A 23569-nucleotide genomic window follows, 5' to 3' on the forward strand; every position below is an offset into this window, starting at 1 on the left:
CGCGGGGCCCCCGGGCCGCTGGGCTACCCCACCCCTGGGGGGGTTGGTCCTATCCCCCTTGTTCCGCCGGGGGGGGGCCGGGCGGGCGGCGGGGGGGGGGGGGGGGCCTCCCCCCCCCCCCCCGCCCGTCGGACGGCCGTCGGCTCAGCGCAGGAAGGGGTCCACCGCGATGGCCAGGAACAGCACCGACACATAGGTGATGGACCAGTGGAACAGCCGCATCTCCTTGAGCTTGCCGCCCGTGACCTCGGCCTTGGCGCGGTTCTGCAGCCCGTGGGCCTCCCACAGCCACATGCCGCCGGCCGCCACGGCGACCGCGGTGTAGAACCAGCCGGTGTAGCCCAGCGGCGTCAGCAGCAGCGACACCGCGACCATCACCCAGCTGTAGATCACGATCTGCCGGGCGACGACCTTGTTGGAGGCGACGACGGGGAGCATCGGCACGCCCACGCGCGCGTAGTCCTCCTTGACCTTCATGGACAGCGGCCAGTAGTGAGGCGGCGTCCAGAAGAACATCACCCCGAAGAGGATGACCGGCGCCCAGGACATCGAGTTGGTGACGGCGGACCAGCCGATCAGCACCGGCAGACAGCCGGCGATCCCGCCCCAGACGATGTTCTGCGAAGTGCGGCGCTTGAGGATCATCGTGTAGACGACGACGTAGAACAGAAGTGCGCCCAGCGACAGCCACGCCGACAGCCAGTTGACGGTGAGACCGAACAGCAGCGTCGAGACGACCGCCAGGGTGATGCCGAAGGCGAGGCACTCGCGCGGGCTGACCATGCCGGTGACCAGCGGGCGCTGCGAGGTGCGGTCCATCAGCGCGTCGATGTCGCGGTCGATGTACATGTTCAGCGCGTTGGCGCCGCCCGCGGACAGGTAGCCGCCGACGCAGGTGAGCAGCACCAGCCACAGATCGGGCACGCCCTGCTCCGCCAGGAACATCACCGGAACGGTGGTGATCAGCAGAAGCTCGATGATCCGCGGCTTGGTCAGCGCCACGAACGCCTTGACACGGGCCCCGAACGGCCGGTGACTCGGGCTCTGGCTCGTCCCGATTACCCCCGCAGGACGGGATTCAACGGCCGTCACGCACACCCCTGACAGAGACTCCCAGCGAGCCTGCCCCGTGAAGTGGCGGTAAAGGCTCGCGCGTACCACGCCACTTTAGACGTTGCCCAGACCCCGGCATTCGCGGGGGTGCGTTCGTGTTGAGGGGGGCGCTCCGACGTGCATACGGAGAGTCGATTGAGCAGTCAGATGAGCGGCCGCGTATTCACTTGCCGAATGCGGTTTCGCCCAGTCGACAGGCGGATCCACGAGAGTCCCGGCAGTCTGGTTTCCAGCGGAAAAACGCACGTACTTACGGGGGTAGGCTCGACAGCGGCCGGCCGACGCACGAATGCGCCGGCAGCCGGTGGGCGCCACGTGCACCGGCATCCGACATGTGGAGAGGAGCCCTGACTCAGGGTGAGCACCAAGCCGACCACCACAGACCTCGAGTGGACCGAACTGGACCAGCGGGCCGTGGACACCGCCCGCGTCCTGGCCGCCGACGCCGTACAGAAGGTTGGCAACGGCCATCCGGGTACGGCGATGAGCCTGGCGCCCGCCGCCTACACCCTCTTCCAGAAGGTGATGCGGCACGACCCGGCCGACGCGAACTGGGTCGGACGCGACCGCTTCGTGCTGTCCGCCGGACACTCGTCCCTGACCCTCTACACCCAGCTGTACCTGGCCGGCTTCGGCCTGGAGCTGGACGACCTGAAGTCCTTCCGCACCTGGGGCTCCAAGACCCCGGGTCACCCCGAGTACGGCCACACCACGGGCGTGGAGACGACGACCGGCCCGCTGGGCCAGGGTGTCGCCAACGCGGTGGGCATGGCGATGGCCGCCCGCTACGAGCGCGGCCTGTTCGACCCGGAGGCTCCTGAGGGCGAGTCCCCGTTCGACCACTTCATCTACTGCATCGCCGGTGACGGCTGCCTCCAGGAGGGCATCTCCGCCGAGGCCTCCTCCCTCGCGGGCCACCAGAAGCTCGGCAACCTGATCCTGCTGTGGGACGACAACCACATCTCGATCGAGGGCGACACCGAGACCGCCGTCTCCGAGGACACGGCCAAGCGCTACGAGGCCTACGGCTGGCACGTGCAGCGCGTGGAGCCCAAGGCGGACGGCGACCTGGACCCGAACGCGCTCTACGAGGCGATCGAGGCGGCGAAGCAGGTCACCGACCGGCCGTCCTTCATCGCGATGCGCTCGATCATCGCCTGGCCCGCCCCGAACGCGCAGAACACCGAGGCCGCGCACGGCTCGGCGCTCGGCGACGAGGAGGTCGCGGCCACCAAGCGCGTCCTGGGCTTCGACCCGGAGAAGACCTTCGAGGTCTCCGACGAGGTCATCGGCCACACCCGCAAGGCGCTGGAGAAGGGCCGGGCGGCCCGCGCCGTGTGGGAGAAGTCGTACCAGCAGTGGCGGGACAACCACCCGGACCGCGCCGCCGAGTACGACCGCGTCGCCAAGGGTGAGCTCCCCAAGGGCTGGGAGGAGAAGATCCCGGTCTTCGAGACGGGCAAGGGTGTGGCCACGCGTGCCGCGTCCGGCAAGGTCCTCCAGGCTCTCGGCGCGGTGATCCCCGAGCTGTGGGGCGGCTCCGCCGACCTGGCCGGCTCGAACAACACCACGATCGACAAGACGTCGTCCTTCCTCCCGGCGGGCAACCCGCTGCCCGAGGCGGACCCGTACGGCCGCACCATCCACTTCGGCATCCGCGAGCACGCGATGGCCGCGGAGATGAACGGCATCGCGCTGCACGGCAACACCCGCATCTACGGCGGCACCTTCCTGGTGTTCTCCGACTACATGCGCAACGCCGTGCGCCTGTCCGCGCTGATGCACCTGCCGGTGACCTACGTGTGGACGCACGACTCCATCGGCCTGGGCGAGGACGGCCCGACCCACCAGCCGGTCGAGCACCTGGCCTCGCTGCGCGCCATCCCCGGTCTGAACGTGGTGCGCCCGGCCGACGCCAACGAGACCGCCATCGCCTGGCGCGAGATTCTGCGCCGCTGGACGAAGGAGTTCGGCAAGGGCCAGCCGCACGGTCTGGCGCTCACCCGCCAGGGCGTGCCGACGTACGAGGCCAACGACGACGCGGCCAAGGGCGGCTACGTCCTGTTCGAGGCCGAGGGCGGCGACGCCCAGGTCGTGCTGATCGCCACCGGTTCCGAGGTGCACGTGGCGGTCGAGGCCCGTGAGGCGCTCCAGGCCGACGGCGTGCCGACCCGCGTGGTGTCGATGCCGTCCGTCGAGTGGTTCGAGCAGCAGGACCAGGGGTACCGGGACAGCGTCCTGCCCCCGTCCGTGAAGGCGCGTGTCGCGGTCGAGGCCGGGATCGGTCTCACCTGGCACAAGTACGTCGGGGACGCCGGCCGGATCGTCTCCCTGGAGCACTTCGGTGCTTCGGCCGACGGCAAGCTGCTGTTCCAGGAGTTCGGCTTCACCGCCGAGAACGTGGCCGCAGCGGCCCGGGAATCGCTCGCCGCAGCCCAGCGCTGACGCTCGTACATACGACACGTAGGAGATGCATTTTCCATGACAGACGCACTCAAGCGCCTCTCCGATGAAGGCGTCGCGATCTGGCTGGACGACCTGTCGCGCAAGCGGATCACGTCCGGCAACCTCGCCGAGCTGATCGACCAGCAGCACGTCGTGGGCGTCACCACCAACCCGTCGATCTTCCAGAAGGCGATCTCGCAGGGCGACGGCTACGACACGCAGCTCACCGACCTCGCCGCCCGGGAGGTCACCGTCGAAGAGGCGATCCGGATGATCACCACGGCGGACGTCCGCGACGCCGCCGACATCCTGCGTCCGGTCTTCGACAACACCGGCGGCAAGGACGGCCGGGTCTCCATCGAGGTCGACCCGCGCCTCGCGCACAACACCCGGGCGACGGTCGCCGAGGCCAAGCAGCTCGCCTGGCTGGTGGACCGGCCCAACACGCTGATCAAGATCCCGGCGACCGAGGCCGGCATCCCGGCGATCGCCGAGACCATCGGCCTGGGCATCAGCGTCAACGTCACGCTGATCTTCTCGCTGGAGCGCTACCGCAAGGTCATGGACGCCTTCCTGACCGGCCTGGAGAAGGCCAAGGAGCGCGGCCTGGACCTGTCGCAGATCCACTCCGTGGCGTCCTTCTTCGTGTCCCGCGTGGACACCGAGATCGACAAGCGGATCGACGCCCTCGGCACCGACGAGGCCAAGGCGCTGCGCGGCAAGGCCGCCGTCGCCAACGCCCGCCTCGCCTACCAGGCGTACGAGGAGGTCTTCTCCTCCGACCGCTGGAACGCCCTGGAGAAGGCCGGCGCCAACAAGCAGCGTCCGCTGTGGGCGTCGACCGGCGTGAAGGACAAGGCGTACAGCGACACCATGTACGTCACCGAGCTGGTCGCGCCCAACACGGTGAACACCATGCCGGAGGCGACGCTGTTCGCCACCGAGGACCACGGCGAGATCACCGGCAACACCGTCGCCGGCACCTACGAGCAGGCCCGCGCCGACCTCGACGCCGTCGAGAAGCTCGGGATCTCCTACGACGAGGTGGTCCAGCTCCTGGAGAAGGAGGGCGTCGACAAGTTCGAGGACGCCTGGAACGACCTGCTGAAGTCGACGGAGGCAGAGCTCAAGCGCCTCGCTCCCTCGGAGGGCTAAAAATTGTCAAGCAGCAACCCGCTGCGTGACCCCGCAGACCGACGGCTCCCGCGTATCGCGGGGCCGTCGGGTCTGGTCATTTTCGGCGTCACCGGCGATCTGTCCCGCAAGAAACTCATGCCCGCCGTGTACGACCTCGCCAACCGGGGTCTGCTGCCGCCGGGCTTCTCGCTCATCGGTTTCGCCCGCCGCGACTGGGAGCACGAGGACTTCGCCCAGGTCGTGCACGACGCCGTCAAGGAACACTCCCGTACGCCGTTCCGCGAGGAGGTCTGGCAGCAGCTCATCCAGGGGATGCGCTTCGTCCAGGGCACCTTCGACGACGACGAGGCGTTCGAGCGGCTGCGCGGCACCATCGAGGAACTGGACAAGGCACAGGGGACGGGCGGCAACTTCGCCTTCTACCTGTCGGTACCGCCGAAGTCCTTCCCGGTGGTCATCCAGCAGCTGAAGAAGCACGGCCTCGCCGACCAGACGGGCGGCTCCTGGCGCCGCGCGGTGATCGAGAAGCCGTTCGGCCACGACCTGAAGTCGGCCGAGGAGCTCAACGCGATCGTCCACGAGGTCTTCGGCTCCGACCAGGTCTTCCGCATCGACCACTACCTGGGCAAGGAGACCGTCCAGAACATCCTGGCGCTGCGCTTCGCCAACACGATGTTCGAGCCGATCTGGAACCGGTCCTACGTGGACCACGTGCAGATCACCATGGCCGAGGACATCGGCATCGGCGGCCGGGCCGGTTACTACGACGGCATCGGCGCCGCCCGCGACGTCATCCAGAACCACCTGCTCCAGCTGCTCGCCCTGACCGCGATGGAGGAGCCCGCCTCCTTCGACGCGGACGCGCTGGCGGCGGAGAAGACCAAGGTGCTCGGGGCGGTCCGCCTCCCCAAGGACCTGGGCCGGGACACCGTGCGCGGCCAGTACGCGGCCGGGTGGCAGGGCGGCGCGAAGGCCGTCGGCTATCTGCAGGAAGAGGGCATCGACCCCAAGTCGAAGACCGACACCTACGCCGCGATCAAGGTGGGCATCGACAACCGCCGCTGGGCGGGCGTCCCCTTCTACCTGCGCACCGGCAAGCGTCTGGGCCGCCGGGTCACCGAGATCGCGGTGGTCTTCCAGCGGGCACCGCACTCCCCCTTCGACACGACGGCCACCGAGGAGCTGGGCCAGAACGCGATCGTCATCCGCGTCCAGCCCGACGAGGGCGTCACCGTCCGCTTCGGCTCCAAGGTGCCGGGCACGTCGATGGAGATCCGGGACGTGTCCATGGACTTCGCGTACGGCGAGTCCTTCACGGAGTCGAGCCCGGAGGCGTACGAGCGGCTGATCCTGGACGTGCTGCTCGGTGACGCGAACCTCTTCCCGCGCACCGAGGAGGTCGAGCTGTCCTGGAAGATCCTCGACCCGATCGAGGAGTACTGGGACAAGCACGGCACGCCCGCGCAATACCCCTCCGGTACGTGGGGACCCGTCGAGGCGGACGAGATGCTCGAGCGAGACGGACGGAGCTGGCGCCGGCCATGAAGACAGACCTCACGGACACCACGTCCAGCAAGATCAACAAGGCGTTGGTGCTGGGCCGCCGGGCGATCGGCACGCCGGCCGTCGGCATGGTGCTCACGCTGGTCATCGTCACCGACGAGGAGAACGCCTACGACGCGCTGAAGGCCGCGAGCGACGCCGCGCACGAGCACCCCTCGCGCACGCTCGTCGTCATCAAGCGCGTCTCGCGTTCGCCCCGGGACCGCACGCAGTCCCGGCTGGACGCCGAGGTCCGCCTCGGAGCCGACGCCGGCACCGGCGAGACGGTGGTGCTGCGGCTGTACGGCGACGTCGTCGACCACGCCCAGTCGGTCGTCCTGCCGCTGCTGCTGCCGGACGCGCCGGTCGTGGTGTGGTGGCCGGTGAACGCGCCGCTGGACCCGGCCGGCGACCCGCTGGGCGCGCTGGCCCAGCGCCGGGTCACCGACACCTACGCCTGCGAGGAGCCGGTACGGGAGCTGGCGGCCCGCGCCGACGCCTACACACCGGGCGACACGGACCTGTCCTGGACCCGCATCACCCCCTGGCGGTCGATGCTCGCGGCGGCCCTGGACCAGGTCGACTGCCGGGTGCAGGGCGTCGAGGTGGAGGGCGAGGAGCACAACCCGAGCTGCGAGCTGCTGGCGATGTGGCTCGCGGACCGGCTGGACGTGCCGGTGCAGCGCACCACGTCCAGCGGTCCGGGCCTGACCGCGGTCCGCATGGACACGGACTGCGGCCCGGTAGTCCTGGACCGGGCCGACGGCTCGCTGGCGACCCTGTCCATCCAGGGGCAGCCCGCGCGTGCGGTGGCGCTCAAGCGCCGCGAGACCGCCGAACTGATCGCGGAGGAGCTGCGGCGCCTCGACCCGGACGACACGTACGCCTCGGCGCTGCGCTTCGGGGTGGACCGGCTGAACGCGTCGGCCCGTCCCGCGGGAGAAGCCGGCGAAGGACCCGTCGCGGTCCCCGCGCCCGTCGAAACGGCTGCGAAAGCACCCGCGAAGGACGCGGCGCGGAAGAAGGCACCGGTGCGGAAGGCGGCGGCGAAGTGAGTGACACTCCCCAGCTGGTCGTGCACCGGGACAAGGAGCTGATGGCCGAGGCCGCGGCGGCCCGGCTGATCACCAAGATCGTGGACGCGCAGTCCTCCCGGGGCTCGGCGTCCGTGGTCCTGACCGGCGGCCGCAACGGCAACGGCCTGCTGGCCGCGCTGGCGGCGTCCCCGGCCCGGGACGCGGTCGACTGGTCCCGCCTCGACCTGTGGTGGGGCGACGAGCGCTTCCTGCCGGAGGGCGACCCGGAGCGCAACGTCACGCAGGCCCGCGAGGCCCTGCTGGACGCGGTGCCGCTGGACCCGGAGCGGGTGCACGCGATGCCCGCCTCGGACGGCCCGCACGGCACCGACGTGGAGGCCGCCGCGGCGGCGTACGCGGAGGAGCTGGCGAAGGCCGCCGTGCCGGAGAACCACGCGACGGTCCCGTCCTTCGACGTCCTGCTGCTCGGCGTCGGCCCGGACACGCACGTGGCCTCACTGTTCCCGGAGCACCCGGGCGTGCGGGAGACGGAGCGCATGGTGATCGGCGTCCACGGCTCCCCGAAGCCGCCGCCCACCCGTGTCTCCCTGACCCTGCCCGCGATCCGCACGGCCCGTGAGGTGTGGCTGCTCGCGGCGGGCGAGGACAAGGCGAACGCCGTGGCGATGGCCCTGTCGGGCGCCGGCGAGATCCAGGCCCCGGCGGCCGGGGCGCGGGGCCGCGCCCGCACCCTGTGGCTGCTGGACGCGGCGGCGGCCTCCCAGCTGCCGCGGACGATGTACCCGCCGGCCTCGGCGTAACCGCCCCCGCACACCGAGAACGCCGGGTCCCCTGTCCAGGGGGCCCGGCGTTCTCGGTGCGGACGCGGCGTCAGGATCCGTTCGGGCCCGGGGAGTAGGGGTTGCGCGGTGCGTACGGCGGCTGCGGCGGCGCGTACGGGTTCCCCGGTCCGGGGGCGTAGGGGTGGCCGGCGCCCGCCGGCGGATACGGGTGCCCGAAGGGATTGCCCTGCGGCGGCACGTGCGGCAGCCCGGTCGGCGGGATGTGCCCGGGGATCGGCGGGAGGGTCGCCGGGTGGGCCTTCAGCCGGATCCCGTAGCGCCGCTTGAGCCGGCCCATCTCCAGCAGCGCGATCGCGGTGACCGTCACGGGCGCGCCCAGGATGAAGACGACGCCCAGGGTGAGGCTGAGCCCGTGCAGGTCGCCGGTGACGAGGTCCGGGACGGCCATCAGCCAGCTCGTCACGGTGGCCAGCAGTGCCGGGAGGCAGCGGTGGACGGCGGCGGTTCCGAAGAAGTTCCCGGAGACCCTGACGGCCCCCCAGACCACGAAGCCCAGCATCCACAGCATCGTCATGCCACCGACGATGATCACCACGGGGCTGCCCGTGGCGTTGATCGTGGTGACGAGCACGACGAGCGCGGCGACGCAGCCGACGAACAGCAGCAGCAGTTTGAGCGCGTTGAACAGCGGCCCCCGCAACTGCCCCACGGTGCCGGTGCGCCGCCAGACGAAGAGCATCGCGCCGACCGCCATCGGGGTGATGAACAGCAGGACGAGGGAGGCCGTCAGCGCGTTCTCCAGGAGCTGGGTGGCGTCGAAGCCGCCCTCGAAGATGGTGTAGACGCCGAGCGAGGCGACCGCGCCCGCGATGACCCGGAACCGTTTGAGCTGCTCGATCGACGGATCGACCGACGGCGGGATCCACGCGGGGTGGAACACCGCGGTCGCCGCCTGCTTGGGATTGAGGAGGGACCGGGCCGTCAGTCTGCCGCCTGTCCAACTTCCGTGCGTACGTGCCACCTTGCTCCCCCGAGCACTCGCTGTGATGATCGCCGGGGGATTCTACGGCAAGCGGGCGGGGTCCGCCGCCCGCCTTTCCGTGCCGCGGTCTCACTGCCGGCCGCGCAGCTCCCGGTAGGCGCCGACCAGCGCCTTCGTGGAGGCGTCCAGGCCGGGGACCTCGGCGCCGTCGGTGAGGGCGGGGGCGAGGCGCTTGGCGAGGACCTTGCCGAGTTCGACGCCCCACTGGTCGAAGGAGTCGATGTTCCACACCGCGCCCTGCACGAACACCTTGTGCTCGTAGAGGGCGACGAGCTGGCCGAGCACCGACGGGGTCAGCTCGCGGGCGAGGATCGTCGTCGTCGGGTGGTGGCCGCGGAACGTCCTGTGCGGGACCAGTTCCTCCGGTACGCCCTCGCCCCGCACCTCGTCCGGCGTCTTGCCGAAGGCCAGGGCCTGGGTCTGGGCGAAGAAGTTGGCCATCAGCAGGTCGTGCTGGTCCTTGAGCTCGTCGCTCAGCTCGTCCACGGGCCGGGCGAAGCCGATGAAGTCCGCCGGGATCAGCTCGGTGCCCTGGTGGATCAGCTGGTAATAGGCGTGCTGTCCGTTGGTGCCGGGCGTGCCCCACACCACAGGCCCGGTCTGCCACTCCACCGGACGGCCCTCGCGGTCCGTCGACTTGCCGTTGGACTCCATGTCGAGCTGCTGGAGGTAGGCGGTGAACTTCGACAGGTAGTGCGAGTACGGCAGCACCGCGTGCGACTGCGTGTCGTGGAAGTTGCCGTACCAGATGCCCAACAGGCCCATCAGCAGCGGGACGTTGGACTCGGCGGGCGCGGTGCGAAAGTGCTCGTCGACGAGGTGGAAGCCGTCGAGCATCTCGCGGAAGCGGTCCGGGCCGATGGCGATCATCAGGGACAGGCCGATCGCCGAGTCGTACGAGTAGCGTCCGCCTACCCAGTCCCAGAACTCGAACATGTTGGCCGTGTCGATGCCGAACTCGGCGACCTTCCCGGCGTTCGTCGACAGGGCGACGAAGTGCCGGGCGACGGCTTCCTTGTCGCCGAGCGCGTCCAGCAGCCAGCTCCGGGCCGAGGTGGCGTTGGTGACCGTCTCGATGGTGGTGAACGTCTTGGAGGCGATGATGAACAGCGTCTCGGCCGGGTCCAGGTCCCGGGTGGCCTCGTGCAGGTCGGAGCCGTCGACGTTGGAGACGAAACGCACCGTCAGCTCACGGTCGGTGAAGGCGCGCAGCGCCTCGTAGGCCATGGCGGGGCCGAGGTCGGAGCCGCCGATGCCGACGTTGACGACGTTGCGGATGCGCTTGCCGGTGTGGCCCTTCCACTCGCCGGAACGGATGCGCTCGGCGAAGGCCGCCATCTTGTCGAGTACGGCGTGCACGGCGGGCACGACGTTCTCGCCGTCGACCTCGATCACCGTGTCCCGCGGGGCGCGCAGCGCGGTGTGCAGCACGGCCCGGTCCTCGGTCGTGTTGATCTTCTCGCCGCGGAACATGGCGTCGCGCAGCCCGAACACGTCGGCGGCGGCGGCCAGTTCGCGCAGCAGCCGCAGGGTGTCGCCGGTGACCAGGTGCTTGGAGTAGTCGACGTACAGGTCACCGACCCGCAGGACGTATCCGGTGCCGCGTCCGGGATCGGCGTCGAACAGGTCGCGCAGCCGCACCTCGCCGAGCTCCTCGCGGTGCGCCGCCAGCGCGGTCCATTCCGGCGTCCGGTTGATCCTGGTACGGCCGTCTGCGTTCATGTCGGACTTCAGCCTTCTTCCTTGGTCTCCCGGCTGTCCCGGCTGTTCCCAACCTAATTGATCAGCGGTGAGGAAGGCCGAAGGAGAAGAAGACCCGAGGAGACGGAAGGCCGAAGAGGCGGAGGGCGGCCGTCGGCGAACCGCCGGGCTAGATCTCGCCCCGCAGCTTGGCGAGCGCCTCGGCGAGGATCGCCTCGCCGTCCGCGTCGCTGCGGCGTTCGCGCACGTAGGCCAGGTGCGTCTTGTAGGGCTCGGTGCGCGGGGGGTCCGGCGGGTTGTCCCGGTCCTGTCCGGCGGGGAAGCCGCAGCGCGGGCAGTCCCAGGTCTCGGGGACCTGTGCGTCGCTCGCGAAGCTCGGCTGCGTCTCGTGTCCGTTGGAGCACCAGAAGGAGATGCGCAGACGCGGCGCGGACTCGCCGCGCTCGGCCTCGCCCATCGGCCCCGCCCCGACCCGGCTTCCCCGGATCGCGTTGCCACTTGCCACGGTCGTAACTCCCTGCGTGATGGTGCCGCAAAGCGAGTCGGCGTTTCGCTTCGCTGCGAGCGCCTCAGTCTACGTAAGGCCCAACGCGCGTCCAGTGGTTGGAGTTACAAGCTCCGGCACTCAGACGCAAGCCCCATGATAGGCCGCGCCACGGGGCGCGTACCGGACATGGGGCCATACGTACGCAGTGCGTGCCGGGTCAGCTGTTCGCCTTCATCAGCAGGCCGAGCACCATGATGCACGCGAACCACAGCAGACCGACCACCACGGTGATCCGGTCGAGGTTGCGCTCGGCGACCGAGGAGCCGCCGACGGACGACTGCATGCCGCCACCGAACATGTCGGAGAGGCCGCCGCCCTTTCCCTTGTGCATCAGCACCAGCAGCATCAGCAGCAGGCTGAAGACGATCAGGGCGATCGAGAACCCCAAAACCACGGCTGGACCAACTTCCTCGGATTCTGACGGACGACGGGGACACGGTGGCCACAGGCCACCATGCCCCCGCAAGGGTACGACGTATCGTCGCTACCGCCTACTCACCGGCCGGCCTACTGGTCGCGGAAGCGCACGATCTTGACGAACTCGTCGGAGTCGAGCGAGGCGCCGCCGACCAGGGCACCGTCGATGTCGGCCTGGGCCATGATCTCGGCGACGTTCCCGGACTTGACCGAGCCGCCGTACTGGATGCGGACCTTGTCGGCCAGCTCCTGCGAGTACAGCTCGGCGACCTTGCCGCGGATGGCCGCGCAGACCTCCTGGGCGTCCCCGGCGCCGCAGACCTTGCCGGTGCCGATGGCCCACACGGGCTCGTAGGCGATCACGATCGTCTCGGCCTGCTCGGCCGGGAGGTCCTTCAGACCGCCCTCGACCTGGGCGAGGGTGTGGGAGACGTGGTTGCCCGCCTCGCGGACGTCCAGCTCCTCGCCGACACACAGGATCGGGGTGAGGTCGTGCTTGTACGCAGCCTTGACCTTGGCGTTGACGATCTCGTCGGTCTCGTGGTGGTACTGGCGGCGCTCGGAGTGGCCGATCGCCACGTAGGTGCACTTCAGCTTGGCCAGCATCGAGCCCGAGATCTCGCCGGTGTAGGCGCCGGAGTCATGGGCCGAGATGTCCTGGGCACCGTACTTGATCTTGAGCTTGTCGCCGTCGACCAGTGTCTGCACGGAGCGCAGGTCGGTGAAGGGCGGCAGGACGGCGACCTCGACGGCGTCGTAGTCCTTGTCCGCGAGGGCGAAGGCGAGCTTCTGGACGTGGGCGATGGCCTCGAGGTGGTTGAGGTTCATCTTCCAGTTGCCCGCCATCAGCGGCGTGCGGGTGGTCATTGAGGTCAGTCCTCCAGTGCGGCGAGGCCGGGGAGCGTCTTGCCCTCGAGGTATTCGAGGGAGGCGCCGCCGCCGGTAGAGATGTGGCCGAATGCCTTCTCGTCGAAGCCGAGCGTACGCACGGCCGCGGCGGAGTCGCCGCCGCCGACCACGGTGAAGCCCGGGGCGTCGACGAGGGCCTGGGCGACCGCCTTGGTGCCCTCGGCGTAGTCGGGGTGCTCGAAGACGCCCATGGGGCCGTTCCAGAAGACGGTGGCCGCGTCGGCGAGCTTCGAGGCGTAGAGCTTGCGGGTCTCGGGACCGATGTCCAGACCCTCCTGGTCGGCCGGGATGGCGTCCGCGGCGACGGTGGTGGGGTTGGCCGGGGCCTTGGTCTTCAGGTCCGGGAACTCCCGCGAGACCAGTACGTCGACGGGGAGGACCAGCTCGACGCCGTTCTTCTCCGCGCGCTCGATGTACTCCTTGACGGCCGGGATCTGGTCCTCCTGGAGGAGCGAGATGCCGACCTCGTGGCCCTGGGCCTTGAGGAAGGTGTACGCCATGCCGCCGCCGATGAGGAGCCGGTCGGCCTTGCCGAGCAGCTGGTCGATGACGGCGAGCTTGTCGGAGACCTTGGCGCCGCCGAGCGCGACCACGTAGGGGCGCTGGACGTCGTCGGTGAGCTTCTTCAGGACGCCGACCTCGGTGGCGATGAGGTAGCCGGCGTAGTGCGGCAGCCGCTTGGGCAGGTCGAAGACCGAGGCGTGCTTGCGGTGCACGGCGCCGAAGCCGTCGCCGACGTAGACGTCCGCGAGGCCGGCCAGCCGGTCGGCGAAGGCGGCGCGCTCGGCGTCGTCCTTGCTGGTCTCGCCGGCGTTGAAGCGCAGGTTCTCGATGACGGCCACCTGGCCGTCGGCGAGGCCGGCCACCGTGGACTCGGCGGACTCGCCGACCGTGTCCTCGGCGAAGGCGACGTCGGCGCCGAGCAGTTCACCGAGACGGGCGGCGGCCGGGGCGAGGGAGAAGACCGGGTCCGGGGCGCCCTTGGGCCGGCCGAGGTGCGAGGCGACGATGACGCGCGCGCCCGCCTGTGCCAGGGCCTTGACGGTGGGCAGCACGGCGCGGATACGGCCGTCGTCGGTGATGGTGGTGCCGTCCAGCGGCACGTTGAGGTCGGCGCGGACGAAGACGCGCTTGCCCGCGACGCCTTCGGAGAGCAGTTCGTCGATCGTCTTCATGCAGAGGGCTCCTGGGTTCTCGTGCTCGCTCGTGATCCTACGAGGGCTGGTCGCTGCGGACGCGACGCAGGGCCCGGGCCGCGCGACCTTGCGCTGCCCGAGCCCTGCTACCGCATTCGAGGTGCCTGCTGAGTCTGAGTCGATCAGAGCTGGTTGCCGACGAAGACCGTGAGGTCGACGAGGCGGTTGGAGTAGCCCCACTCGTTGTCGTACCAGCCGATGACCTTCACGTTCTTGCCGTCCTGGACCATGGTCAGGGACGAGTCGAAGGTGCAGGACGCCGGGGCGTTGACGATGTCCGAGGAGACGATCGGGTCCTCGGTGTACTCGATGATGCCCTTCAGCTCGCCCTCGGCGGCCTTCTGGAAGGCGGCGTTGATCTCTTCCTTGGTGACCTCGCGGGAGAGCTCCAGGACGAGGTCGGTGACCGAGCCGGTGGGGACCGGGACGCGCATCGCGATGCCGTCCAGCTTGCCCTTGAGCTGCGGGAGGACCAGCGCGGTGGCCTTGGCGGCACCCGTGGTGGTCGGGATGATGTTCTCCGCGGCGGCACGGGCGCGGCGCAGGTCCTTGTGCGGGAAGTCCAGGATGCGCTGGTCGTTCGTGTACGCGTGGACCGTCGTCATCAGGCCCTTGACGATGCCGAAGTTCTCGTCGAGGACCTTGGCCATCGGCGCCACACAGTTGGTGGTGCAGGAGGCGTTGGAGATGACGTTGTGCTGCGCCGGGTCGTACGTGTCCTGGTTGACGCCCATCACGATGGTGACGTCCTCGTCCTTGGCCGGGGCCGAGATGAGGACCTTCTTCGCGCCGCCCGCGATGTGCTTCTCGGCGTCGGCCTTCTTCGTGAAGATGCCGGTCGACTCGATGACGATGTCGACGCCCAGCTCGCCCCACGGGATGTCGGCGGGGTTGCGCTCGGCGAGGACCTTGATGGTCTTGTCGCCGACGGTGATGGTGTCCTCGGTGTGCGAGACCTCGTACGGGAGGCGCCCGAGGATGGTGTCGTACTTCAGCAGGTGGGCGGTGGTCGCGGTGTCACCCAGGTCGTTGACAGCCACGATCTCGATGTCTGCACCCTGCTCCAGCAGCGCGCGGAAGTAGTTACGACCGATGCGGCCAAAGCCGTTGATGCCTACGCGGATCGTCACGAACCGATCTCCTCGTTGGTACGCCGGCCCGATGTGCCGGCGAGCTGTATTTGGGATGTCCCCGACCACCTCCGACCCTACCTCTCCGAGGCGGCCGGGGTGACATCGAGACGGCCCATACCCGGCACGACGGTCCGTACCCGCCAGTAGGGGTACGGACCGCCCGGGCCCCGGGGACCGATCACCCGATTTGGCTACCCGGTGTCAGTTCCCAGGGACCGCGATGTCACTCGTCCAGGGCACGCAGCGCCTGCCGCACGAGCGCGGCCCGGTCGGCCGGCGCGGTGAGGTGCTCCAGGCCGAAGCCCAGCAGCACGGTGTCGTCCGTGGTGACCGCGCCGTAGGTCTGGAACAGGGTGCCGGTGCGGGCCCAGTCCTTCAGGACGGCGGGGCTGCCCGCGGGCGGCCCGGAGACCCGCCAGGCCCCGAGGGAGGTCTCGAAACCCTCGGTCCCGGTCGCAGTGCCGCGGGTGACCAGCGAGGCCTCGTCGGCGAGAACGCCGCGTCCCCCGCTGCCGGGGTCGGTGACGTAACTGATCGACACCTCGACGGACTTCCCGGCGTAGGCGCTCAGGTCGAACTCGACCTGCTTCCAGCCGCCGGAGGAGCCGGTGAGGCTGTTCCACTGCCCGGTCGTGCCGGTGGCGGTGCAGCCGTCGTCGGACAGGGTCAGGTAGTGCTCCAGCCAGGGGTGCTCGCCCACGTAGAAGCCGGCCTCGCACTCGGCGGGCACGGCGGTGCCGGTGGCGCCGCCGTTCTCGGGGAGCGTGGTCCAGTCGTCGGCGCCGGTGACGTGGGCCTCGACCAGGGCGTGGTCGTAGCCGCGCTCGGTGTCCCACAGCAGCTGGGTGCGCAGCGTGGGCCGGTCGGAGGCGGTGACACCGGTGAGGTCGACGGTGCGGGTGAGGCGCTTGTAGGCGTCGTCGGTGTGGACGGCGGCCACCATCCAGTCGCCCGCGTAGGGCCCGTACGGGTTCACCGTGCCGGCGAACTTGCCGGCGCCCGCGCTCGCGAACTGCGGGTAGGTGGCGGGGGGCAGCTGGTCCGAGGTCACGCTGTAGGTCCCGGCGGTGTCCAGCGGGTTGCCCGGGGCGCCGCCGAGCGCGCCGGTGGTTCCGGCGAGCTTGCCGGAGCCGGTGAACCCGGTGGCGCCGGAGGTCGACGTTCGGGTGTAGGCGCCCAGGTAGTACTGGCTGAAGTCGTTGGACGGGGTGCCGTCGCCGAGGTCGACGCTGCCGCCCGCCCGCTCGCCGGCCTCGATCAGCCTGCCGCCCTCGTTGAGGAAGGCCCGCAGCTGGAGCTGGGTGGCGTTGCCCGGGGTCGCCGCGCCGGTGTAGTGGACCACGGTGTCGAAGTGGCCGAGGACGCCGAGCGCGTCGGGCGCGCCCTGGGTGGCGACGTCCCATACGGCGGCCCGCCGGCCGCTCGCCCCGAGCGCGTCCACGTACGTCTGCGTCTGCGTGGCCTTCGCGCCCTCCTCGGCGACGACGAGGACGTCCGCGCGGGGGCGTTCGGCGATCGTGTACGTGAAGTGCTCGCTGGAGACCTTCTTGCCCTGACGCGTCTCGCCGGTGAACCAGACCTCGACCTTGTCGCCCGGGACACCGTCCTTGACCTTGGCCCGGTACTCGTCGAAGTAGAGGTTGTCCTCACCGCCGTACGTCTCGCCGCCCTGCCACGGCTTGAGCGCCATGTCATGGGTGCGTCCGCCGTTGACGCGGTACTTCAGCTCCTTGTCGCGCACCGCCTTGCGGACGACGACCGAGACCTCCTGGTCGGCGCCGCGCGAGTACGAGGTGGTGAAGGGGGCCGGGGTGAAGTCGGCGGCGTCCAGGCCGACCGCGGAGGACGGCCGGTCGGGGTGGGCGGCGGTCTCGGCGACGGAGAGCGCGAAGGGGATGTTCTTGGCGAACTCCTGCTGGATCAGCTTCTCGTCGTCCGGGAAGTTGAAGCCCGACTGGCAGTCGCGCGCGTTCCACTGGTCGTCGGGGTCCACGCCGGAGGCGGTCTGGCAGGTCGACATCTCGGGGGTGAACATCGCCATGCCGTTGACGTTGGCCGCGTGGCCGTCCGCCTCGCCGTTGGTGGTGTACAGCTCCGAGGAGACCTGCGGGTGGTAGCCGGGGATCGCGGAGTTGTCCGGCGTGCCGGCGAGCGCCTTGTACAGGACGTCGTCCGGGGTGTTCGTGGCCACCTGCCAGCCGACACCGTAGAGGAGGAGTTCGGCGGCGGAGTGGTAGTTGATGCCGTACGCGAAGCCGATCCGCTTCTGGAAGGCGTCCAGCGCCTTGGTCTCGGGCTCGGAGGCCGGGCTCGCGCCGCGGTAGGTCTCGCTGGTGGGGTTGGGGGACGAGCCCTCGTCGTCGTAGCCCCACTTGTAGGCGAAGTTGCGGTTGAGGTCGACGCCGTCACCGGTGCTGATGACACCGTCGCCGTTGACGTCGCGCAGGTTCTTGCGCCACAGGCGGTTGGCGGGGTCCTGGAACGTGTAGTCGTAGCCGTCGGGGTTGGCCGACAGGACGAACCACAGTTCGGTGGAGTCGACGATCTTCTTGATCCGCCGGTCCTTCGCGTAGTTGTCCAGATAGTGGTGCATCAGCCGCCGGGTCATCTCCGGGGTGATCCACTCGCGCGCATGCTGGTTGGACATGTAGAGGACGGCGGGCTTGGAGCCGTCCTTCGACTTCTCGGCGTTCTTGGTGAGCTTGAGCGCCAGGATGTCCTGGCCCCTGACCGTCTTGCCGATGGAGACGACCTTGGTGAGGCCGGGGTTCTGCTGGGCGGTGCGGAGGATCTCCTCCTGGAGGCCGCCGCTGCCGCTGTAGGGGCGGAAGACGCCGTCGGCCGCGGCCTCGACGCGTTCCGCGGTCCGGGTGGAGAGGGTGTGCTCGGTGAGGTCGACGCCCTTCTTCTCCAGCGACTTGGCCTGCCGGTCGGTGAGGTAGACCTCCACGGTGGCCGTTCCCTTGGCGGGAACCTGCTCACCGAGCTCGTGGCCGTCCTGGCCGACGGCCAGCAGCAGGGGCACCTGCTCCTGGGTGACGTCGGCGCGGAAGACCTTCACCTCGTCCGCTTCCGGGGTTCCCGGATCCGCGGGTCGTGCCTGGGCGATGGGTGCGAAGCTCACTCCGCCGATCAGGAGCGCGCCGACAGCGAGGATCGATCTCGCTCTTCGTCTCATGAACCCCCCTAGCGTGGGTCCGCCACAGCAGCGAACAGATGCCAGGCTCATGACACCTCAAGATCGAGTCAAGAGCGCGGTAAAGACACGCCGAAGCCGGTGCCGGTCACCCAAGTGGATGCCGGTACCGGCTGTCTGACGGTCCGTGTGCGGGAGCCCGTGCGTGCGCGGGCGGCCGGTGCCGTGCGGAAGCTGCCGGTCCGGCTGAGGTCAGCCGACGAGGTTGTCGGCGAGCTCCTCGCCGAGGTTGGCCTCCGTGCCGGGGATGCCGAGGTCCGAGGCCCGCTTGTCGGCCATGGCCAGCAGGCGGCGGATGCGGCCGGCGACCGCGTCCTTGGTCAGCGGCGGGTCGGCGAGGGCGCCCAGCTCCTCCAGCGAGGCCTGCTTGTGCTCCATGCGCAGCCGGCCGGCCGCGGCGAGGTGCTCGGGCACGTCGTCGGCGAGGATCTCCAGGGCCCGCTGGACCCGGGCGCCGGCGGCGACGGCCGCGCGGGCCGAACGGCGCAGGTTGGCGTCGTCGAAGTTGGCGAGGCGGTTGGCGGTGGCCCGCACCTCGCGGCGCATCCGCCGCTCCTCCCAGGCCAGCACCGACTCGTGGGCGCCGAGCCGGGTGAGCAGCGCGCCGATGGCGTCTCCGTCGCGGACGACGACCCGGTCCACGCCGCGCACCTCACGGGCCTTGGCGGCGATCGACAGCCGGCGGGCGGCGCCGACCAGGGCGAGCGCGGCCTCGGGGCCCGGGCAGGTCACCTCGAGGGAGGAGGAGCGGCCGGGCTCGGTGAGCGAGCCGTGCGCCAGGAAGGCCCCGCGCCAGGCGGCCTCGGCGTCGCAGGTGGCCCCCGAGACCACCTGCGGCGGCAGGCCGCGGATCGGCCGGCCCCGGCCGTCCACCAGGCCGGTCTGCCGGGCCAGCTGGTCACCGCCCGCGACCACCCGTACGACGTAACGCGAGCCGCGGCGCAGCCCGCCCGGCGCCATCACGATCAGCTCGGAGCTGTGTCCGAAGATCTCCAGGATGTCCCGCTTGAGCCGCCGGGCCGCCATCGCGGTGTCCAGCTCCGCCTCGATCACGATGCGCCCGCTCACCAGGTGAAGGCCGCCGGCGAACCGCAGAACGGCGGAGACCTCCGCCTTTCTGCAGCAGGTCCGGGTGACGGGAAGCCGGGAGATCTCATCCTTCACCGCTGCCGTCATCGCCATGGGCCGATCCTTCCATGCATCCGAAAAATACGGTCGTACGCGGCGGCCAGCAGCTCCGGGTCGTGCCTCGGGGTCCCGTCGGTCCGGGCGACCGGAGCGAGTTCGACCGCGGCGCCGAACCGTTTCGCGGCGTCGGCGAGCGAGTCACGGTCGGGCACGGCGGCCTCGTCGGCCAGCACCACGTCCAGGGCGAGTTTAGGGGCGTGTCGTCCCAAAACCTCCAAATGACGCTGCGGGGAGAAGCCCTCGGTTTCTCCGGGCTGCGGGGCGAGGTTCAAGGAGAGCACCCGGCGCGCCTTCGTCTCGACCAGCGCGTCCAGCAGGTCGGGGACGAGCAGGTGCGGAATGACCGAGGAGAACCAGGAGCCGGGGCCGAGCACCACCCAGTCCGCGTCGAGGACGGCGTCGACCGCCTCGGGGACGGCGGGCGGGTCGTTCGGCACCAGGTGCACGGACTGCACCTCGCCCGGGGTGAGGGCGACGGTGGCCTGTCCCCGTACGGTGTCGACCTCCTCCGGCCGCTCCGGGTCGTGGCCCCTGACCAGGGCCTGGAGCTCCAGCGGGACGGCGGACATGGGCAGCACGCGCCCGTGCGCGCCGAGCAGCTTGCCGACCAGGTCGAGAGCCTGGACGTGGTCGCCGAGCTGCTCCCACAGGGCGACGATCAGCAGATTGCCGACCGCGTGTTCGTGCAGGTCGCCCTGGGACTGGAAGCGGTGCTGGATGACGCGGGCCCAGGTCTGGCCCCAGTCGTCGTCGCCGCACAGCGCGGCCAGCGCCTTGCGCAGGTCGCCGGGCGGCAGGACGCCCAGCTCGTCGCGGAGCCGCCCGCTGGAGCCGCCGTCGTCGGCCACGGTGACGACGGCGGTGAGGTCGCCGGTGATCCGGCGCAGTGCGGCGAGCGAGGCGGACAGGCCCATGCCGCCGCCGAGGGCGACGACCTTGGGCTGGGTGCCCCGGCGGCGCGGCTTGCCGCCGCGCGCCTGCTCGGGCCGGGCGGCGCGGGCGTCGGCGGGCCTGCCGCCGCGCCCCTCGGGCACCACCCGGCGCAGCCTGCTCAGCCGCGGAGTACGTCCTGTCATTCCCGTCCCATGTCCCGGTGGACGACCACCGTCTCCACGCCCTCGGCGGCGAGCCGGGCGGCGAGCTTCTCCGACATGGCCACGGACCGGTGCTTGCCGCCGGTGCAGCCGACGGCGACGGTCACATAGCGCTTGCCCTCACGACGGTAGCCCGCGGCGATCAGCTGGAGCAGCTCGGCATAGCGGTCGAGGAACTCCTTGGCCCCGGGCTGGTTGAGGACGTACGACGACACCTCCTCGTTCAGGCCGGTGAACGGGCGCAGCTCCGGGACCCAGTGCGGGTTGGGCAGGAAGCGCATGTCCACGACCAGGTCGGCGTCGACCGGCAGGCCGTACTTGAAGCCGAACGACATGACGGTGGCCCGCAGCTCGGGCTCCTCCTCGCCGGCGAACTGGGCGTCCATCTTGGCGCGCAGCTCGTGCACGTTGAGGCTGGAGGTGTCGATCACCAGGTCCGCGTCGCCGCGCAGCTCGCGCAGCAGCTGCCGCTCGGCGGCGATGCCGTCGACGATGCGGCCGTCGCCCTGGAGGGGGTGCGGGCGGCGCACCGACTCGAAGCGGCGCACCAGTGCCTCTTCGGAGGACTCCAGGAAGACGATCCGCCGGGTGACGCCGCGGGCGTCGAGGTCGGCGAGGGACTCGCGCAGGTTGTCGAAGAAGCGCCGGCCGCGGACGTCCACGACCACGGCGATCCGCGCCACGTTGCCCTGCGAGCGGGCGCCCAGCTCCACCATGGTGGGGATCAGCGCCGGCGGCAGGTTATCGACGACGAACCAGCCCAGGTCCTCCAGACACTTGGCGGCCGTCGAGCGGCCGGCCCCGGACATGCCGGAGATGATCACCAGCTCGGGGATGGCCGCCTCCTGTGCCCCGGCTGTTTCCTTGCCCGTACTCACCTGTGCTCCGTTGTCCTGGCGTCCGTCGGGCCGGGCCGTCTGCGGGCCCGCTTCCCTGCCGGCCGTGGCCTGGGTCTGTTCTCGTCCCGTGGCGGGCTGTGTCTCGTGCTCGGTCATCTCTCCTGCCCCCGTCGTTCGTCCGGGGTGCCCGCGGGCACGGGCTCCCCCGGGGCATCCTCCGTCGTCCCGGGTGCCCCGTCGTCGTCTTCCATGATCTCTCCGGTCGCCGTGTTGACGGCGGGCGCGGCCGGGGTCGCCCGGGCGAGGGCCACGGCGACCGTCTCGGCCGTCTTGCGGCCTATGCCGGGTACCTCGCAGATCTGGTCGATCGTCGCCGACCGGAGCTTCTTCACCGAACCGAAGTGCTTGATCAGCGCCTGCTTGCGGGTCTCCCCCAGTCCGGGCACGTCGTCCAGGGGGCTCGACCGGAAGCGCTTGGCGCGTTTGCTGCGCTGATAGGTGATCGCGAAACGGTGGGCCTCGTCGCGGACCCGCTGGAGCAGATACAGGCCCTCGCTGGTGCGGGGCAGCACGACCGGGTCGTCCTCGCGGGGCAGCCAGACCTCCTCCAGCCGCTTGGCGAGGCCGCACACGGCGATGTCGTCGATGCCGAGCTCGTCCAGGGCCCGCTGGGCCGCCGCGACCTGCGGCTGCCCGCCGTCGACGACGACGAGCTGGGGCGGGTAGGCGAAGCGCCTGGGACGGCCGTCCTCGTCCTTGAGCGGCTCCCCCTCCAGGACGTCGTCGCCGTCCGCCCACTCGCCGGTCCGCTCCTTCTCGGCCAGGTAGCGCCGGAAGCGGCGGGTGATCACCTCGTGCATGGAACGGACGTCGTCCTGTCCCTCGAAGCCCTTGATCTGGAACCGGCGGTATTCGCTCTTGCGGGCCAGTCCGTCCTCGAACACGACCATGGAGGCCACCACGTCGTCTCCCTGGAGGTGGGAGATGTCGTAGCACTCGATCCGCAGCGGGGCGCTGTCCAGGCCGAGGGCCTCGGCGATCTCCTCCAGGGCGCGCGAGCGCGTGGTCAGGTCGGAGGCGCGCTTGGTCTTGTGCAGCACGAGCGCCTGCTGGGCGTTGCGCTGGACGGTCTCCATGAGCGCCTTCTTGTCGCCGCGCTGCGGGATGCGCAGGGACACGCCCGAGCCGCGGCGGTCGGTGAGCCACTGCTGCACCGGCTCGACCGGGTCGGGCAGGGCCGGGACCAGGACCTCCTTGGGGACGGCGTCGCCCCGCTCCTCGCCGTAGAGCTGCTGGAGGGCGTGCTCGACGAGGGCGCCGGTGGTGATGTCCTCCACCTTGTCGGTGACCCAGCCGCGCTGCCCGCGCACGCGTCCGCCGCGCACGTGGAAGATCTGGACGGCCGCCTCCAGCTCGTCCTCGGCGACGGCGATCAGGTCGGCGTCGGTCGCGTCGGCGAGCACGACCGCGCTCTTCTCCATGGCCTTCTTCAGGGCCCCGATGTCGTCGCGCAGGCGGGCCGCCCGCTCGTACTCCATGTCCTCGGCCGCCTCGGCCATCTGCTTCTCCAGACGGCGCAGATAGGTGCCCGTGCGGCCGGCCATGAAGTCGCAGAACTCGTCGGCGAGGTCCCAGTGGTCGTCCGGGGAGATCCGGCCGACGCAGGGCGCCGAGCACTTGCCGATGTAGCCGAGCAGGCAGGGGCGGCCGGTGCGGGCGGCGTTCTTGAAGACGCCGGCCGAGCAGGTGCGCACCGGGAAGACGCGCAGCAGGAGGTCGACCGTGTCGCGGATCGCCCACGCGTGCCCGTACGGCCCGAAGTACCGCACGCCCTTCTTCTTGTGGCCGCGCATCACCTGCACGCGCGGGAACTCCTCGTTCATCGTCACCGCGAGGTAGGGGTAGCTCTTGTCGTCGCGGTACTTGACGTTGAACCGGGGGTCGTACTCCTTGATCCAGGAGTACTCCAGCTGCAGGGCCTCGACCTCCGTGGACACCACCGTCCACTCCACGGACGCGGCGGTGGTGACCATGCTGCGGGTGCGGGGGTGGAGGTTCGCCAGGTCCTGGAAGTAGTTCGCCAGGCGCTGGCGCAGGCTCTTCGCCTTTCCGACGTAGATCACCCGGCGGTGCTCGTCACGGAACCTGTACACCCCCGGGGAGTCCGGGATCTCTCCCGGCCTGGGGCGGTAGCTGGAGGGGTCGGCCATGTCTCACACCCTACTGGCGGGGACCGACAGTCCGGCGGGGC

At 70.5% G+C, this 23569-nt stretch carries 18 protein-coding genes; 5 read left to right on the forward strand and 13 right to left on the reverse strand.

Annotated features, from left to right (window positions below; translation table 11 throughout):
• Positions 1-144: 144 nt before the first annotated feature.
• Positions 145-1098 carry a heme o synthase gene (locus tag ACIRG6_RS00005; protein ID WP_364683204.1) on the reverse strand — a complete coding sequence of 318 codons (954 nt, stop codon included), beginning with the start codon at positions 1096-1098 and terminating at the stop codon, positions 145-147.
• 372 nt (positions 1099-1470) lie between these two features.
• Here ACIRG6_RS00005 and tkt point away from each other — a divergent pair, with 372 nt between their 5' ends.
• Genes tkt through pgl form a run of 5 tightly spaced genes read left to right on the forward strand, consistent with a single transcriptional unit; the run spans position 1471 to position 8074 of the window.
• On the forward strand, positions 1471-3558 hold the full coding sequence (gene tkt, locus ACIRG6_RS00010) for a transketolase (RefSeq protein ID WP_364817857.1): 2088 nt from the start codon (positions 1471-1473) through the stop codon (positions 3556-3558).
• 36 nt (positions 3559-3594) lie between these two features.
• Complete coding sequence (tal, locus tag ACIRG6_RS00015) at positions 3595-4713, forward strand: transaldolase (protein WP_350721666.1); 1119 nt, start codon at positions 3595-3597, stop codon at positions 4711-4713.
• A 3-nt stretch (positions 4714-4716) separates the two neighbouring features.
• Complete coding sequence (gene zwf, locus ACIRG6_RS00020) at positions 4717-6240, forward strand: glucose-6-phosphate dehydrogenase (protein WP_189228392.1); 1524 nt, start codon at positions 4717-4719, stop codon at positions 6238-6240.
• Positions 6237-7292 (forward strand): glucose-6-phosphate dehydrogenase assembly protein OpcA, encoded by a 1056-nt coding sequence (gene opcA / locus ACIRG6_RS00025; RefSeq protein ID WP_318218082.1) that lies wholly within the window; start codon positions 6237-6239, stop codon positions 7290-7292. The genes zwf and opcA overlap by 4 nt, the downstream gene beginning before the upstream one ends.
• Positions 7289-8074 (forward strand): 6-phosphogluconolactonase, encoded by a 786-nt coding sequence (gene pgl / locus ACIRG6_RS00030; RefSeq protein ID WP_318218083.1) that lies wholly within the window; start codon positions 7289-7291, stop codon positions 8072-8074. The genes opcA and pgl overlap by 4 nt, the downstream gene beginning before the upstream one ends.
• A 70-nt stretch (positions 8075-8144) precedes the next feature.
• Here the strand turns inward: pgl and ACIRG6_RS00035 are convergent, their stop codons facing one another.
• The 12 genes from ACIRG6_RS00035 to uvrC all read right to left on the reverse strand — a co-directional run bounded on the left by ACIRG6_RS00035 (position 8145) and on the right by uvrC (position 23528).
• Positions 8145-9077: a hypothetical protein gene (locus ACIRG6_RS00035; protein ID WP_364683210.1), complete on the reverse strand. Its 933-nt coding sequence runs from the start codon at positions 9075-9077 to the stop codon at positions 8145-8147.
• Positions 9078-9167: 90 nt separating this feature from the next.
• Positions 9168-10820, reverse strand: a complete 1653-nt coding sequence (gene pgi / locus ACIRG6_RS00040; RefSeq protein ID WP_403320033.1) for a glucose-6-phosphate isomerase — start codon at positions 10818-10820, stop codon at positions 9168-9170.
• 148 nt (positions 10821-10968) lie between these two features.
• Complete coding sequence (locus tag ACIRG6_RS00045; protein WP_003976875.1) at positions 10969-11304, reverse strand: RNA polymerase-binding protein RbpA; 336 nt, start codon at positions 11302-11304, stop codon at positions 10969-10971.
• A gap of 199 nt (positions 11305-11503) precedes the next feature.
• A complete protein-coding gene (gene secG / locus ACIRG6_RS00050; RefSeq protein WP_318218086.1) occupies positions 11504-11740 on the reverse strand; it encodes a preprotein translocase subunit SecG in 237 nt (78 codons plus the stop codon).
• Positions 11741-11853: 113 nt separating this feature from the next.
• Complete coding sequence (gene tpiA, locus ACIRG6_RS00055) at positions 11854-12630, reverse strand: triose-phosphate isomerase (RefSeq protein ID WP_364683214.1); 777 nt, start codon at positions 12628-12630, stop codon at positions 11854-11856.
• A 5-nt stretch (positions 12631-12635) separates the two neighbouring features.
• Positions 12636-13847, reverse strand: coding sequence for a phosphoglycerate kinase (locus ACIRG6_RS00060; RefSeq protein WP_239771243.1), 1212 nt, complete (start codon positions 13845-13847; stop codon positions 12636-12638).
• Between the two features lie 143 nt (positions 13848-13990).
• Positions 13991-14998: a type I glyceraldehyde-3-phosphate dehydrogenase gene (gap, locus tag ACIRG6_RS00065; protein WP_318218089.1), complete on the reverse strand. Its 1008-nt coding sequence runs from the start codon at positions 14996-14998 to the stop codon at positions 13991-13993.
• A 226-nt stretch (positions 14999-15224) separates the two neighbouring features.
• Entirely contained in the window at positions 15225-18179 is a 2955-nt protein-coding gene (locus tag ACIRG6_RS00070; protein WP_364817850.1) for a M14 family metallopeptidase, read from the reverse strand.
• 210 nt (positions 18180-18389) lie between these two features.
• Positions 18390-19379, reverse strand: a complete 990-nt coding sequence (gene whiA, locus ACIRG6_RS00075) for a DNA-binding protein WhiA (RefSeq protein WP_077798688.1) — start codon at positions 19377-19379, stop codon at positions 18390-18392.
• Entirely contained in the window at positions 19370-20461 is a 1092-nt protein-coding gene (locus tag ACIRG6_RS00080; RefSeq protein ID WP_239771246.1) for a gluconeogenesis factor YvcK family protein, read from the reverse strand. The genes whiA and ACIRG6_RS00080 overlap by 10 nt, the downstream gene beginning before the upstream one ends.
• Positions 20458-21474: an RNase adapter RapZ gene (gene rapZ, locus ACIRG6_RS00085; RefSeq protein WP_364683219.1), complete on the reverse strand. Its 1017-nt coding sequence runs from the start codon at positions 21472-21474 to the stop codon at positions 20458-20460. Before rapZ ends, ACIRG6_RS00080 begins: the two co-directional genes overlap by 4 nt.
• Positions 21471-23528 (reverse strand): excinuclease ABC subunit UvrC, encoded by a 2058-nt coding sequence (uvrC, locus tag ACIRG6_RS00090; protein ID WP_365020571.1) that lies wholly within the window; start codon positions 23526-23528, stop codon positions 21471-21473. The genes rapZ and uvrC overlap by 4 nt, the downstream gene beginning before the upstream one ends.
• Positions 23529-23569 lie beyond the last annotated feature (41 nt).

The organism is Streptomyces flaveolus (genome assembly GCF_044765825.1).
GTDB lineage: Bacteria > Actinomycetota > Actinomycetes > Streptomycetales > Streptomycetaceae > Streptomyces > Streptomyces flaveolus.